The organism is Pseudarthrobacter sp. PvP004 (assembly GCF_017876035.1).
GTDB lineage: Bacteria > Actinomycetota > Actinomycetes > Actinomycetales > Micrococcaceae > Arthrobacter > Arthrobacter aurescens_A.
Genome location: NZ_JAGINL010000001.1, coordinates 3,850,350 through 3,866,279, shown reverse-complemented (window position 1 = coordinate 3,866,279; position 15,930 = coordinate 3,850,350). Strand labels below are relative to the sequence as shown.

The following is a 15,930-nucleotide window of genomic DNA, read 5'->3' as shown; positions in this document are numbered from 1 at the left end:
CAGCATGGCCATCAAACTCGTGACCACCGCGGCTGAACTGCGGGCTGAGAGTGCCCGGCTCCTGGCAGCCAAAGGTGGAAATTCGCAAGGACTTGTACCCACCATGGGTGCTTTGCATTCGGGCCATGCCGCGCTGGCCCGGACCGCTGTGGCGGAAAACGACGTAGTGGTGGCCACCATATTCGTGAACCCACTGCAGTTCGGCGACGCCGTGGACTTGGACCGCTACCCGCGCACGCTCGACGCCGACATGGCACTGCTCGATGCCGAGGGCGTTGACTTGGTGTTCGCGCCGTCCGTGGACGAGGTGTATCCCGGCGGCCAGCCCTTGGTGCGGGTGACATCCGGTCCGCTGGGTGAAAAGTGGGAAGGGGCCTCCCGCCCGGGACATTTTGACGGAGCCCTCACCGTGGTGGCCAAGCTGTTGCACTATGGGCTCCCCGGAGGTGCTGCGGCGGACGGCACGACGGCGGCCTACCGGGCCTATTTTGGCCAGAAGGACGCGCAGCAGTTGGCCTTGGTGAAGCGGATGGTCTCGGACCTGAACTTCCCGGTGGAGATCATTCCTGTGCCAATCGTTCGCAGTGAGGACGGATTGGCGCTCTCCAGTCGCAACAGGTTCCTTTCCGACGCGGAACGCGATGCCGCGTTGGTGTTGTCGCGGGCTCTGCGCCTGATCGAGTCCCGCGCGAACGCGCACGAACCGCTCCACCTCGATTCCGCCGTCGCACTGGTCGAATCCCAGCCGCTTGTGGAACTGGACTACTTCGACGTCGTGGATCCTGCCACGCTGGAGCCTCTCGCGGAGAACTGCAAAGAGACTCCGTTCCGTGGTGAAGGTTTGGCGATTATCGCCGCCAAGGTGGGGGCAGTCCGGCTCATCGACAACGCTCCGTTGTTCTCCTAACGTTTGGAATTTTTCTGCTGACGGGAATTGGATGGGCGTTTAGACTGTTTTAGTCTTCACCGGCACAGATCGCCGGACACCAAATCCAAACCTTGGGGAATCCTCATGTCTACCGACGTCACGTCCGACGCCAACGGCAAGCCTGAATCCAGCGCTTCCGGCTCTGTCACCTCCACGGAGGCGGCGCCCCCGCAGGCGCCGGCGGTCAAGGCGCCCGTGTCCCAGGCTCCCGTGTCCGGGAAGATGTCACGCGAATCAGTGACGGTCATTATCACGCTGCTGGTGGCAACCTTCGTGGTGATCCTCAACGAGACCATCATGAATGTCGCCCTGCAGCGCCTCATGACGGATCTGCAGGTGAGCGCGTCCACTGTGCAGTGGCTGGCCACGGGCTTCATGCTGACCATGGCAGTCGTCATCCCCACCACGGGCTTCATCCTGCAACGGATGAGTACGCGCGGGGCGTTCATGCTGGCCATGGGACTCTTCAGCGGCGGAACGTTGCTGGCCGCACTGGCGCCGGGATTCCTGGTGTTGCTGCTGGCGCGCATAGTACAAGCAGGTGGTACTGCCATCATGCTGCCGCTGCTGATGACCACCATCCTCACGCTGGTGCCGATGTCCAAGCGCGGTGCCGTCATGGGCAACGTCAGCATTGCCATCTCGGTTGCACCTGCCATGGGGCCAACCGTTTCCGGCATCATCCTGGACCACTTCTCCTGGCGCTTCATGTTCGTGTTCGTGCTGCCCGTTGCCCTGGCGGCGTTCGCGATCGGCGCCAAGTACCTCACCAACGTGGGGGAGCGCGAGAAGACCACCTTGGACGTGCCTTCTGTCATCCTTACCGTCCCCGCCTTTGGTGGGCTGGTTTACGGTTTGAGCCAGATCGGTGGAGCCGAGGCCGGCGTCGTTCCCGTCATCGCGTTGGTAGTGGGAGTTCTCTGCCTTGCATTGTTTGTCTTCCGGCAGCTCAAGCTCCAGAAGTCCGACTCCCCGCTGTTGGATCTCCGCGCTTTCAAGTTCCGCATGTTCACCGTTTCCACGCTGCTGATGGTCGTTGCCATGATGGCCCTGTTCGGCGGCGTGATCCTGTTGCCGTTGTACCTCCAGAACACCCTGCACCTTCAGCCTTTGGAGACCGGACTGGCTCTGCTGCCAGGTGGTTTGGCCATGGGCTTGCTGGGGCCGGTTATCGGGCGGATCTTCGACAAAGTGGGTCCCCTGCCGCTGACTGTAACGGGCTCAGTACTTATGGTCCTGACCCTGTGGCAGTTCTCGCGCCTTGATGAAGCCAGCTCCCTCGGGTGGGTCATCGCGCTTCACGTCACCTTGAGTCTCGGACTGGCCCTGCTGTTTACTCCGGCATTCACCACTGGCCTGAACCCGCTGCCGCCGCACCTTTACTCCCACGGTTCAGCGATTATCAGCACGGCCCAGCAGGTTGCGGGTGCTGCCGGGACTGCGCTGCTCGTGTCGATCTATGCTGTGGTTTCTGCATCCTCCGGTTTGGTGGCCGGCATGCAGGCAGCATTCCTGGCTGCGACCGTTATCGCTGTGGCTGCAGTAGTCCTGGGAGCCATGATGCGCAAGACGGAAGGTGCCGGAGGCCACGGAGGTCACTGACCTTGGTTAGCCACCCCTCCCTTCGGACGCTCTCTCACTTCCCTCGGGTTTGAGGGGGACGTTCTCTCACATCCCTCGGGTTTCAGCTCAGCGCTCTCTCACTTCGGTGGGGGAGCGTTGCCGTTTAAGGGTTGGGTGTTCGACGGCGGTGGTTGGGTTTGGGGGTTTGGTGGTCTTGGGGTGGGGGGTGGGTGGTGTGATGGGCTTCACGGGGTGGTGTTTTGGTGGTTTGGTGGGTGTTTTGGGGTTGGGTGGGGTTGTTTTCCTTGTGTTTGCGGGGTTTTTGGGTGGTGTTGGGGTGGATTTGGTGTGGGGGTTGGGCGCGTGTAAAGTTATTCGAGTCGCCGCCGCTGATGCGGAAAGTTAGCGACAATCTCCCTTCAAATCACCGGTTCCGGTTGTGCTTTTGTGTGCTTCTGGTTGGTGGGGGATGCCTGTGGCTGGTTTGCTTTGTGCGGCTGGTTCGGGTAAGTTTGAAAAGTTGCTCCGGAGCGATCCTAGGCCCCTGTGTGGGGGTTTTGGTGGTGCCGGTTAGTGTCTGTTGTTTGAGAACTCAATAGTGTGCCAAGTTTGTTGATACCGATTGTTTTATCAATTGGTTGAATTTATGCTGGATTGTCATGCACCCCCGTGTGTGGTGGTCTGGTTTTCAGCTGGTTTCGAATTTTGTGCAGCCGTGGTCGCCGTTATTTCCGGTGGGTGTGGTTGTGTCTGTTTGATTTGTTTTTCTTCAACGGAGAGTTTGATCCTGGCTCAGGATGAACGCTGGCGGCGTGCTTAACACATGCAAGTCGAACGATGATCCCTGGCTTGCTGGGGGGATTAGTGGCGAACGGGTGAGTAACACGTGAGTAACCTGCCCTTGACTCTGGGATAAGCCTGGGAAACTGGGTCTAATACCGGATACGACCATCTGGCGCATGTCATGGTGGTGGAAAGCTTTTGTGGTTTTGGATGGACTCGCGGCCTATCAGCTTGTTGGTGGGGTAATGGCCTACCAAGGCGACGACGGGTAGCCGGCCTGAGAGGGTGACCGGCCACACTGGGACTGAGACACGGCCCAGACTCCTACGGGAGGCAGCAGTGGGGAATATTGCACAATGGGCGCAAGCCTGATGCAGCGACGCCGCGTGAGGGATGACGGCCTTCGGGTTGTAAACCTCTTTCAGTAGGGAAGAAGCGAAAGTGACGGTACCTGCAGAAGAAGCGCCGGCTAACTACGTGCCAGCAGCCGCGGTAATACGTAGGGCGCAAGCGTTATCCGGAATTATTGGGCGTAAAGAGCTCGTAGGCGGTTTGTCGCGTCTGCTGTGAAAGACCGGGGCTCAACTCCGGTTCTGCAGTGGGTACGGGCAGACTAGAGTGCAGTAGGGGAGACTGGAATTCCTGGTGTAGCGGTGAAATGCGCAGATATCAGGAGGAACACCGATGGCGAAGGCAGGTCTCTGGGCTGTAACTGACGCTGAGGAGCGAAAGCATGGGGAGCGAACAGGATTAGATACCCTGGTAGTCCATGCCGTAAACGTTGGGCACTAGGTGTGGGGGACATTCCACGTTTTCCGCGCCGTAGCTAACGCATTAAGTGCCCCGCCTGGGGAGTACGGCCGCAAGGCTAAAACTCAAAGGAATTGACGGGGGCCCGCACAAGCGGCGGAGCATGCGGATTAATTCGATGCAACGCGAAGAACCTTACCAAGGCTTGACATGAACCGGAAAGACCTGGAAACAGGTGCCCCGCTTGCGGTCGGTTTACAGGTGGTGCATGGTTGTCGTCAGCTCGTGTCGTGAGATGTTGGGTTAAGTCCCGCAACGAGCGCAACCCTCGTTCTATGTTGCCAGCGCGTTATGGCGGGGACTCATAGGAGACTGCCGGGGTCAACTCGGAGGAAGGTGGGGACGACGTCAAATCATCATGCCCCTTATGTCTTGGGCTTCACGCATGCTACAATGGCCGGTACAAAGGGTTGCGATACTGTGAGGTGGAGCTAATCCCAAAAAGCCGGTCTCAGTTCGGATTGGGGTCTGCAACTCGACCCCATGAAGTCGGAGTCGCTAGTAATCGCAGATCAGCAACGCTGCGGTGAATACGTTCCCGGGCCTTGTACACACCGCCCGTCAAGTCACGAAAGTTGGTAACACCCGAAGCCGGTGGCCTAACCCTTGTGGGGGGAGCCGTCGAAGGTGGGACCGGCGATTGGGACTAAGTCGTAACAAGGTAGCCGTACCGGAAGGTGCGGCTGGATCACCTCCTTTCTAAGGAGCTGCTAACAACTGGTTGCTGCGCCTGCATGGGTGTGGTGGTGGTTGTCAGTGTTGCCCATTGCGCAGGCGTCTGTTCTGCGGTGGGTGCTCATGGGTGGAATATCAACGAATCAAACTTGTTTGGCATGGCCTTCACCGGTTGTGTCCTGGTGCCAGTACGGCAACCTGTGCCCCTTGTGGGTGTGGTGTTGTTTGGAACGCTGCCGGGGTGCGGGTGTGTGGGGTTGTGTTTGGCGCACTGTTGGGTCCTGAGGCAACAGGACCTTTTTGCAGCAATGCATGGGGGCATCTTCTGGTGTTTCTTTTGTTCCTGCTTCCGGTAGCACTGTTCATCGTGCACGGCCCCGCTGTGGTGTGGGTTGTGGTGGGTGGTGGTCTGGTTGACGGGGTTGTTGTTTGAGAACTACATAGTGGACGCGAGCATCTAGAACACACACGTGGCTGATCCCTTTTTTGGGGTTGGTGTGTGTGTTCTTACAGCAATTTCTTATGAATGAACCTGGCCCTTGTGGTCATGGTTCTCTCGAATAGATGATGCATGATCGGATGAGAGTCCGGTTTGTGTGTGGTCAAGTTTTTAAGGGCACACGGTGGATGCCTTGGCATTAGGAGCCGAAGAAGGACGTAGGAATCTGCGATAAGCCTGGGGGAGTTGATAACCGAGCGTTGATCCCAGGATGTCCGAATGGGGAAACCCCGCACAACGCTGCAAGGTGATTGTGTGACCCGCATCTGAACACATAGGGTGCGTGGGGGGAACGCGGGGAAGTGAAACATCTCAGTACCCGCAGGAAGAGAAAACAATAGTGATTCCGTTAGTAGTGGCGAGCGAACGCGGATCAGGCTAAACCGTTTCCATGTGTGATAGCCGGCGGGCGTTGCATGGGCGGGGTTGTGGGACTTTCCGTTCTGGTTCTGCCGGACCAGTGAGGTGAGGTGCAGGCATAGGTGAACGGTCTTGAAAGGCCGGCCAGAGAGGGTGTGAGCCCCGTAACCGTAATGTTGTGCACGGCCTGGGGAGTATCCCAAGTAGCACGGGGCCCGAGAAATCCCGTGCGAATCTGTCAGGACCACCTGATAAGCCTAAATACTTCCTAATGACCGATAGCGGACCAGTACCGTGAGGGAAAGGTGAAAAGTACCCCGGGAGGGGAGTGAAACAGTACCTGAAACCGTGTGCTTACAATCCGTCGGAGCCAGTCTGATTCTGGTGACGGCGTGCCTTTTGAAGAATGAGCCTGCGAGTTAGTGTTACGTCGCGAGGTTAACCCGTGTGGGGTAGCCGTAGCGAAAGCGAGTCTGAATAGGGCGAGTGTAGTGGCGTGATCTAGACCCGAAGCGGAGTGATCTACCCATGGCCAGGTTGAAGCGACGGTAAGACGTCGTGGAGGACCGAACCCACTTCAGTTGAAAATGGAGGGGATGAGCTGTGGGTAGGGGTGAAAGGCCAATCAAACTCCGTGATAGCTGGTTCTCCCCGAAATGCATTTAGGTGCAGCGTTGCGTGTTTCTTGCCGGAGGTAGAGCTACTGGATGGCCGATGGGCCCTACAAGGTTACTGACGTCAGCCAAACTCCGAATGCCGGTAAGTCAGAGCGCAGCAGTGAGACTGTGGGGGATAAGCTTCATAGTCGAGAGGGAAACAGCCCAGACCACCAACTAAGGCCCCTAAGCGTGTGCTAAGTGGGAAAGGATGTGGAGTTGCGAAGACAACCAGGAGGTTGGCTTAGAAGCAGCCATCCTTGAAAGAGTGCGTAATAGCTCACTGGTCAAGTGATTCCGCGCCGACAATGTAGCGGGGCTCAAGTACACCGCCGAAGTTGTGGATTTCACATAATGCCCTAGCCTTCGTGGTTCAGGGGTGTGGAGTGGTAGGGGAGCGTCGTGTGGGCAGTGAAGTCGCGGTGGAAACCAGCGGTGGAGCCTACACGAGTGAGAATGCAGGCATGAGTAGCGAAAGACGGGTGAGAAACCCGTCCGCCGAATGATCAAGGGTTCCAGGGTCAAGCTAATCTGCCCTGGGTAAGTCGGGACCTAAGGCGAGGCCGACAGGCGTAGTCGATGGACAACGGGTTGATATTCCCGTACCGGCGAAAAACCGCCCATGCCAAGCGGGGGATACTAACCGCCCGGAGCCTGCCCGCTCACCCTTGTGGTGTTGTGGGTTTTGGCCGAGCGCGGGACCTGATCCCGGGAGGTAAGCGTATTAACAGGTGTGACGCAGGAAGGTAGCCGGGCCGGGCGATGGTTGCCCCGGTCTAAGGATGTAGGGTCAGGGATAGGCAAATCCGTTCCTGTGTGCTTCGAGCACGATCCTGAGATCTGATGGGACCCCCGTTCGGGGGGATCCGGTGATCCTATGCTGCCAAGAAAAGCATCGACGCGAGGTTTTAGCCGCCCGTACCCCAAACCGACACAGGTGATCAGGTAGAGAATACCAAGGCGATCGAGAGAATTATGGTTAAGGAACTCGGCAAAATGCCCCCGTAACTTCGGGAGAAGGGGGGCCTGCCCCGTGATGGAGACTTGCTCTCCGTGAGCGGGTGTGGGCCGCAGAGACCAGGGGGAAGCGACTGTTTACTAAAAACACAGGTCCGTGCGAAGTCGCAAGACGATGTATACGGACTGACTCCTGCCCGGTGCTGGAAGGTTAAGAGGACCGGTTAGCCCTTACGGGCGAAGCTGAGAATTTAAGCCCCAGTAAACGGCGGTGGTAACTATAACCATCCTAAGGTAGCGAAATTCCTTGTCGGGTAAGTTCCGACCTGCACGAATGGAGTAACGACTTCCCCGCTGTCTCAACCATAAACTCGGCGAAATTGCAGTACGAGTAAAGATGCTCGTTACGCGCAGCAGGACGGAAAGACCCCGAGACCTTTACTATAGTTTGGTATTGGTGTTCGGAGTGGCTTGTGTAGGATAGGTGGGAGACGTTGAAACCCGGACGCCAGTTCGGGTGGAGTCATCGTTGAAATACCACTCTGGTCACTTTGGACATCTAACTTCGGCCCGTGATCCGGGTCAGGGACAGTGCCTGATGGGTAGTTTAACTGGGGCGGTTGCCTCCTAAAAAGTAACGGAGGCGCCCAAAGGTTCCCTCAGCCTGGTTGGCAATCAGGTGTCGAGTGTAAGTGCACAAGGGAGCTTGACTGTGAGAGAGACATCTCAAGCAGGGACGAAAGTCGGGACTAGTGATCCGGCGGTACATTGTGGAATGGCCGTCGCTCAACGGATAAAAGGTACCTCGGGGATAACAGGCTGATCTTGCCCAAGAGTCCATATCGACGGCATGGTTTGGCACCTCGATGTCGGCTCGTCGCATCCTGGGGCTGGAGTAGGTCCCAAGGGTTGGGCTGTTCGCCCATTAAAGCGGTACGCGAGCTGGGTTTAGAACGTCGTGAGACAGTTCGGTCCCTATCCGCTGCGCGCGCAGGAAATTTGAGAAGGGCTGTCCTTAGTACGAGAGGACCGGGACGGACGAACCTCTGGTGTGTCAGTTGTACTGCCAAGTGCATCGCTGATTAGCTACGTTCGGATGGGATAACCGCTGAAAGCATCTAAGCGGGAAGCTCGCTTCAAGATGAGATTTCCATACACATTACGTGTGAGAGGCCCCCAGCCAGACCACTGGGTTGATAGGCCGGATGTGGAAGCGAGGACTAAAGACTCGTGAAGCTGACCGGTACTAATAGGCCAACAACTTACACCACACAACACACTGCACGCGTCCACTATGTGGTTCCCGAACAACAACCGTTCCAGGAACCAACAACTAAATACACAACACCACAGTTGTAACCAAAGATTTCCCACCCCCACCCAGGAACAACCTGGCACCGGGGTTCGGGTAACAGAGTTACGGCGGTCATAGCGTGGGGGAAACGCCCGGTCCCATTCCGAACCCGGAAGCTAAGACCCACAGCGCCGATGGTACTGCACCCGGGAGGGTGTGGGAGAGTAGGACACCGCCGGACAACCATTCACGGGAAGCCCCGACCACCACGGTCGGGGCTCCCCGCATTTAACAACCAAAACCACAAGCCCCCACCACCCCGGGGGCTTCACCCATTTAAAGTGACTGCGGAGCCAGCTCGGAAAAGGGGTAGAGAGCCTGTTCGATGGGTAGCGGCATGCGGACAAGTCCCGCCGGGATACCGTAAGGCTCGTAGTACCTGTCAGCGATCCCGTACCTGTTGTCCTGCACATGCTTGAAGGTCAGTGCGAATGCGCCTTTTCGACCGTCTTGGTCGAGCTGCTCCAGGTAGCAAGCAAAACGCTCGCGGTACTCTTGAAGGCCCTGTCCACCTGCAGCCCAATCCTTATGCGAAGACTTGAAGAACCTATTGAGCCGACGGCGTTGCTTACCGGCCAGCACGCGTAGGCTTTCGGGCATGGCAATGCGCTCCGTTGATGCGGCCAAGCTATTCATCCCCCCACTAGTGGTACGAGTTTGATGAAGGTGGCTTCCGTAGCCTTGAGGACGTCGATGTTGTCCGAGAGGTTGCAAGCCTGTTGTCGGGCAATTTCTCATCAGAGATCCGCAATCTCGCCGCTAGGGTTCCCCCAGCCGACTTAGGCATTTTCCGCATCATATAAGCCAGGTCTGACATGCTGGAGCTAAAGCTGTGAGAGTGGGGGCCTCCCCCAACACCTTCTTATGCGCCGGAAGTTTTCGCTGCCTTTGCGGCGGCCTTAGCCGCTTGCTTGCTGGCACGCACTTTGACCAAGGACTCTGGGTCCACAATGTCGGCGACCGAGAGGTAGGAGCCTTCCTCACCGTAATGGCCGGCTGCTTCCCGCCATCCGTCCGCCTTCAGGTCGCATTGTTTGCCCAGCAATGCCAGGAAGATCTTTGCTTTCTGTTCGCCAAAGCCTGGCAGGGCCTTGAGGCGACGGAGTACTTCAGGGCCGTCGGGGTTTCCGCTGGTCCAGATAGCGGCCGCGTTTCCGTCCCACTCCCGATGCACTGTTTCGGCGAGGGCTTGGACCCTTGCCGCCATGGAGCCTGGGAACCTATGGACGGCAGGCCGTTCCTTGAAGACTTCTACGAAGCCGGCGGGGTCGTACTCCGCGATAGTGCCGGGCTCCAAAGAGCCCAAGCGGGTGCGGATCTTCTCCGGACCAGCGAAAGCCGACTCCATGGTGACTTGTTGATCGAGCAACATACCCGTCAACAACGCAAAGGCGTCGTCACTGAGTAGTTGGTCCGCGGCGGCATCTCCTGTGATGTGCAGTTCCATGGGTCCCATCCTCCCACCGTGCTGCGGGTCCGTCATCGGGCGTCCGGCTGGCGTCGCTGTGCCTTGGATTGTTGGCAAGTGCGCCGTGGATTGTTGGGGTTCGACGGCGGTGTGGTGGGGGTTTTGGGGGTGGTTGGGGTGGGGTTGGGGGTGGATTTGCGTTGGGGGTGTGGGGCGTGTATTGTTTTCTGAGTCGCCGGGTGCGAAACGGAAAGCCGGAAGGTGTGTACGGTTCGGTAGGCGGCCAAAAAATAACTCTTCTTTTCCAATGGCCCTGTTGGGTGCGCTGCTTTGTGGTGTGCTGTGGGTGATGTTTTGGGGGGTCTGTTGTTTGAGAACTCAATAGTGTGCCAAGTTTGTTGATACCGATTGTTTTATCAATTGGTTGAATTTATGCTGGATTGTCATGCACCCCCGTGTGTGGTGGTCTGGTTTTCAGCTGGTTTCGAATTTTGTGCAGCCGTGTTCGCCGTTATTTCCGGTGGGTGTGGTTGTGTCTGTTTGATTTGTTTTTCTTCAACGGAGAGTTTGATCCTGGCTCAGGATGAACGCTGGCGGCGTGCTTAACACATGCAAGTCGAACGATGATCCCTGGCTTGCTGGGGGGATTAGTGGCGAACGGGTGAGTAACACGTGAGTAACCTGCCCTTGACTCTGGGATAAGCCTGGGAAACTGGGTCTAATACCGGATACGACCATCTGGCGCATGTCATGGTGGTGGAAAGCTTTTGTGGTTTTGGATGGACTCGCGGCCTATCAGCTTGTTGGTGGGGTAATGGCCTACCAAGGCGACGACGGGTAGCCGGCCTGAGAGGGTGACCGGCCACACTGGGACTGAGACACGGCCCAGACTCCTACGGGAGGCAGCAGTGGGGAATATTGCACAATGGGCGCAAGCCTGATGCAGCGACGCCGCGTGAGGGATGACGGCCTTCGGGTTGTAAACCTCTTTCAGTAGGGAAGAAGCGAAAGTGACGGTACCTGCAGAAGAAGCGCCGGCTAACTACGTGCCAGCAGCCGCGGTAATACGTAGGGCGCAAGCGTTATCCGGAATTATTGGGCGTAAAGAGCTCGTAGGCGGTTTGTCGCGTCTGCTGTGAAAGACCGGGGCTCAACTCCGGTTCTGCAGTGGGTACGGGCAGACTAGAGTGCAGTAGGGGAGACTGGAATTCCTGGTGTAGCGGTGAAATGCGCAGATATCAGGAGGAACACCGATGGCGAAGGCAGGTCTCTGGGCTGTAACTGACGCTGAGGAGCGAAAGCATGGGGAGCGAACAGGATTAGATACCCTGGTAGTCCATGCCGTAAACGTTGGGCACTAGGTGTGGGGGACATTCCACGTTTTCCGCGCCGTAGCTAACGCATTAAGTGCCCCGCCTGGGGAGTACGGCCGCAAGGCTAAAACTCAAAGGAATTGACGGGGGCCCGCACAAGCGGCGGAGCATGCGGATTAATTCGATGCAACGCGAAGAACCTTACCAAGGCTTGACATGAACCGGAAAGACCTGGAAACAGGTGCCCCGCTTGCGGTCGGTTTACAGGTGGTGCATGGTTGTCGTCAGCTCGTGTCGTGAGATGTTGGGTTAAGTCCCGCAACGAGCGCAACCCTCGTTCTATGTTGCCAGCGCGTTATGGCGGGGACTCATAGGAGACTGCCGGGGTCAACTCGGAGGAAGGTGGGGACGACGTCAAATCATCATGCCCCTTATGTCTTGGGCTTCACGCATGCTACAATGGCCGGTACAAAGGGTTGCGATACTGTGAGGTGGAGCTAATCCCAAAAAGCCGGTCTCAGTTCGGATTGGGGTCTGCAACTCGACCCCATGAAGTCGGAGTCGCTAGTAATCGCAGATCAGCAACGCTGCGGTGAATACGTTCCCGGGCCTTGTACACACCGCCCGTCAAGTCACGAAAGTTGGTAACACCCGAAGCCGGTGGCCTAACCCTTGTGGGGGGAGCCGTCGAAGGTGGGACCGGCGATTGGGACTAAGTCGTAACAAGGTAGCCGTACCGGAAGGTGCGGCTGGATCACCTCCTTTCTAAGGAGCTGCTAACAACTGGTTGCTGCGCCTGCATGGGTGTGGTGGTGGTTGTCAGTGTTGCCCATTGCGCAGGCGTCTGTTCTGCGGTGGGTGCTCATGGGTGGAATATCAACGAATCAAACTTGTTTGGCATGGCCTTCACCGGTTGTGTCCTGGTGCCAGTACGGCAACCTGTGCCCCTTGTGGGTGTGGTGTTGTTTGGAACGCTGCCGGGGTGCGGGTGTGTGGGGTTGTGTTTGGCGCACTGTTGGGTCCTGAGGCAACAGGACCTTTTTGCAGCAATGCATGGGGGCATCTTCTGGTGTTTCTTTTGTTCCTGCTTCCGGTAGCACTGTTCATCGTGCACGGCCCCGCTGTGGTGTGGGTTGTGGTGGGTGGTGGTCTGGTTGACGGGGTTGTTGTTTGAGAACTACATAGTGGACGCGAGCATCTAGAACACACACGTGGCTGATCCCTTTTTTGGGGTTGGTGTGTGTGTTCTTACAGCAATTTCTTATGAATGAACCTGGCCCTTGTGGTCATGGTTCTCTCGAATAGATGATGCATGATCGGATGAGAGTCCGGTTTGTGTGTGGTCAAGTTTTTAAGGGCACACGGTGGATGCCTTGGCATTAGGAGCCGAAGAAGGACGTAGGAATCTGCGATAAGCCTGGGGGAGTTGATAACCGAGCGTTGATCCCAGGATGTCCGAATGGGGAAACCCCGCACAACGCTGCAAGGTGATTGTGTGACCCGCATCTGAACACATAGGGTGCGTGGGGGGAACGCGGGGAAGTGAAACATCTCAGTACCCGCAGGAAGAGAAAACAATAGTGATTCCGTTAGTAGTGGCGAGCGAACGCGGATCAGGCTAAACCGTTTCCATGTGTGATAGCCGGCGGGCGTTGCATGGGCGGGGTTGTGGGACTTTCCGTTCTGGTTCTGCCGGACCAGTGAGGTGAGGTGCAGGCATAGGTGAACGGTCTTGAAAGGCCGGCCAGAGAGGGTGTGAGCCCCGTAACCGTAATGTTGTGCACGGCCTGGGGAGTATCCCAAGTAGCACGGGGCCCGAGAAATCCCGTGCGAATCTGTCAGGACCACCTGATAAGCCTAAATACTTCCTAATGACCGATAGCGGACCAGTACCGTGAGGGAAAGGTGAAAAGTACCCCGGGAGGGGAGTGAAACAGTACCTGAAACCGTGTGCTTACAATCCGTCGGAGCCAGTCTGATTCTGGTGACGGCGTGCCTTTTGAAGAATGAGCCTGCGAGTTAGTGTTACGTCGCGAGGTTAACCCGTGTGGGGTAGCCGTAGCGAAAGCGAGTCTGAATAGGGCGAGTGTAGTGGCGTGATCTAGACCCGAAGCGGAGTGATCTACCCATGGCCAGGTTGAAGCGACGGTAAGACGTCGTGGAGGACCGAACCCACTTCAGTTGAAAATGGAGGGGATGAGCTGTGGGTAGGGGTGAAAGGCCAATCAAACTCCGTGATAGCTGGTTCTCCCCGAAATGCATTTAGGTGCAGCGTTGCGTGTTTCTTGCCGGAGGTAGAGCTACTGGATGGCCGATGGGCCCTACAAGGTTACTGACGTCAGCCAAACTCCGAATGCCGGTAAGTCAGAGCGCAGCAGTGAGACTGTGGGGGATAAGCTTCATAGTCGAGAGGGAAACAGCCCAGACCACCAACTAAGGCCCCTAAGCGTGTGCTAAGTGGGAAAGGATGTGGAGTTGCGAAGACAACCAGGAGGTTGGCTTAGAAGCAGCCATCCTTGAAAGAGTGCGTAATAGCTCACTGGTCAAGTGATTCCGCGCCGACAATGTAGCGGGGCTCAAGTACACCGCCGAAGTTGTGGATTTCACATAATGCCCTAGCCTTCGTGGTTCAGGGGTGTGGAGTGGTAGGGGAGCGTCGTGTGGGCAGTGAAGTCGCGGTGGAAACCAGCGGTGGAGCCTACACGAGTGAGAATGCAGGCATGAGTAGCGAAAGACGGGTGAGAAACCCGTCCGCCGAATGATCAAGGGTTCCAGGGTCAAGCTAATCTGCCCTGGGTAAGTCGGGACCTAAGGCGAGGCCGACAGGCGTAGTCGATGGACAACGGGTTGATATTCCCGTACCGGCGAAAAACCGCCCATGCCAAGCGGGGGATACTAACCGCCCGGAGCCTGCCCGCTCACCCTTGTGGTGTTGTGGGTTTTGGCCGAGCGCGGGACCTGATCCCGGGAGGTAAGCGTATTAACAGGTGTGACGCAGGAAGGTAGCCGGGCCGGGCGATGGTTGCCCCGGTCTAAGGATGTAGGGTCAGGGATAGGCAAATCCGTTCCTGTGTGCTTCGAGCACGATCCTGAGATCTGATGGGACCCCCGTTCGGGGGGATCCGGTGATCCTATGCTGCCAAGAAAAGCATCGACGCGAGGTTTTAGCCGCCCGTACCCCAAACCGACACAGGTGATCAGGTAGAGAATACCAAGGCGATCGAGAGAATTATGGTTAAGGAACTCGGCAAAATGCCCCCGTAACTTCGGGAGAAGGGGGGCCTGCCCCGTGATGGAGACTTGCTCTCCGTGAGCGGGTGTGGGCCGCAGAGACCAGGGGGAAGCGACTGTTTACTAAAAACACAGGTCCGTGCGAAGTCGCAAGACGATGTATACGGACTGACTCCTGCCCGGTGCTGGAAGGTTAAGAGGACCGGTTAGCCCTTACGGGCGAAGCTGAGAATTTAAGCCCCAGTAAACGGCGGTGGTAACTATAACCATCCTAAGGTAGCGAAATTCCTTGTCGGGTAAGTTCCGACCTGCACGAATGGAGTAACGACTTCCCCGCTGTCTCAACCATAAACTCGGCGAAATTGCAGTACGAGTAAAGATGCTCGTTACGCGCAGCAGGACGGAAAGACCCCGAGACCTTTACTATAGTTTGGTATTGGTGTTCGGAGTGGCTTGTGTAGGATAGGTGGGAGACGTTGAAACCCGGACGCCAGTTCGGGTGGAGTCATCGTTGAAATACCACTCTGGTCACTTTGGACATCTAACTTCGGCCCGTGATCCGGGTCAGGGACAGTGCCTGATGGGTAGTTTAACTGGGGCGGTTGCCTCCTAAAAAGTAACGGAGGCGCCCAAAGGTTCCCTCAGCCTGGTTGGCAATCAGGTGTCGAGTGTAAGTGCACAAGGGAGCTTGACTGTGAGAGAGACATCTCAAGCAGGGACGAAAGTCGGGACTAGTGATCCGGCGGTACATTGTGGAATGGCCGTCGCTCAACGGATAAAAGGTACCTCGGGGATAACAGGCTGATCTTGCCCAAGAGTCCATATCGACGGCATGGTTTGGCACCTCGATGTCGGCTCGTCGCATCCTGGGGCTGGAGTAGGTCCCAAGGGTTGGGCTGTTCGCCCATTAAAGCGGTACGCGAGCTGGGTTTAGAACGTCGTGAGACAGTTCGGTCCCTATCCGCTGCGCGCGCAGGAAATTTGAGAAGGGCTGTCCTTAGTACGAGAGGACCGGGACGGACGAACCTCTGGTGTGTCAGTTGTACTGCCAAGTGCATCGCTGATTAGCTACGTTCGGATGGGATAACCGCTGAAAGCATCTAAGCGGGAAGCTCGCTTCAAGATGAGATTTCCATACACATTACGTGTGAGAGGCCCCCAGCCAGACCACTGGGTTGATAGGCCGGATGTGGAAGCGAGGACTAAAGACTCGTGAAGCTGACCGGTACTAATAGGCCAACAACTTACACCACACAACACACTGCACGCGTCCACTATGTGGTTCCCGAACAACAACCGTTCCAGGAACCAACAACTAAATACACAACACCACAGTTGTAACCAAAGATTTCCCACCCCCACCCAGGACAACCTGGCACCGGGGGGACGGGTA

The 15,930-nt window shown here is 57.0% G+C and carries 4 protein-coding genes and 5 rRNA genes; 7 read left to right on the top strand and 2 right to left on the bottom strand.

Annotated features, from left to right (window positions below; genetic code table 11):
* Nucleotides 1-4: 4 nt before the first annotated feature.
* From panC to rrf, 5 genes are all read left to right on the top strand, one after another.
* Nucleotides 5-907 carry a pantoate--beta-alanine ligase gene (gene panC, locus J3A64_RS17505; RefSeq protein ID WP_011772923.1) on the top strand — a complete coding sequence of 301 codons (903 nt, stop codon included), beginning with the start codon at nucleotides 5-7 and terminating at the stop codon, nucleotides 905-907.
* Between the two features lie 105 nt (nucleotides 908-1,012).
* Nucleotides 1,013-2,530 (top strand): DHA2 family efflux MFS transporter permease subunit, encoded by a 1,518-nt coding sequence (locus J3A64_RS17500; RefSeq protein WP_210065120.1) that lies wholly within the window; start codon nucleotides 1,013-1,015, stop codon nucleotides 2,528-2,530.
* Nucleotides 2,531-3,260: 730 nt separating this feature from the next.
* A 16S ribosomal RNA gene (locus J3A64_RS17495) occupies nucleotides 3,261-4,783 on the top strand.
* Nucleotides 4,784-5,359: 576 nt separating this feature from the next.
* Nucleotides 5,360-8,502, top strand: a 23S ribosomal RNA gene (locus J3A64_RS17490).
* 147 nt (nucleotides 8,503-8,649) lie between these two features.
* Nucleotides 8,650-8,766: ribosomal RNA gene (rrf, locus tag J3A64_RS17485) — 5S ribosomal RNA — on the top strand.
* A 95-nt stretch (nucleotides 8,767-8,861) separates the two neighbouring features.
* Here the strand turns inward: rrf and J3A64_RS17480 are convergent.
* Nucleotides 8,862-9,185, bottom strand: coding sequence for a hypothetical protein (locus J3A64_RS17480; protein ID WP_210065118.1), 324 nt, complete (start codon nucleotides 9,183-9,185; stop codon nucleotides 8,862-8,864).
* Nucleotides 9,186-9,447: 262 nt separating this feature from the next.
* Nucleotides 9,448-10,041, bottom strand: a complete 594-nt coding sequence (locus J3A64_RS17475) for an HhH-GPD-type base excision DNA repair protein (protein ID WP_014920377.1) — start codon at nucleotides 10,039-10,041, stop codon at nucleotides 9,448-9,450.
* 507 nt (nucleotides 10,042-10,548) lie between these two features.
* Between J3A64_RS17475 and J3A64_RS17470 the strand changes: the two genes are divergently transcribed.
* Both J3A64_RS17470 and J3A64_RS17465 read left to right on the top strand, forming a co-directional pair.
* Nucleotides 10,549-12,071: ribosomal RNA gene (locus J3A64_RS17470) — 16S ribosomal RNA — on the top strand.
* Nucleotides 12,072-12,647: 576 nt separating this feature from the next.
* Nucleotides 12,648-15,790: ribosomal RNA gene (locus J3A64_RS17465) — 23S ribosomal RNA — on the top strand.
* The 16S, 23S and 5S rRNA genes sit together here, the layout of an rRNA operon.
* Nucleotides 15,791-15,930: the final 140 nt, after the last annotated feature.

Bases quoted from the DNA above. Each gene is read 5' to 3' on its own strand.
- panC (WP_011772923.1), top strand. From the start codon at position 5: ATGGCCATCAAACTCGTGACCACCGCGGCTGAACTGCGGGCTGAGAGT.
- J3A64_RS17500 (WP_210065120.1), top strand. From the start codon at position 1,013: ATGTCTACCGACGTCACGTCCGACGCCAACGGCAAGCCTGAATCCAGC.
- J3A64_RS17480 (WP_210065118.1), bottom strand. From the start codon at position 9,185: ATGCCCGAAAGCCTACGCGTGCTGGCCGGTAAGCAACGCCGTCGGCTC.
- J3A64_RS17475 (WP_014920377.1), bottom strand. From the start codon at position 10,041: ATGGGACCCATGGAACTGCACATCACAGGAGATGCCGCCGCGGACCAA.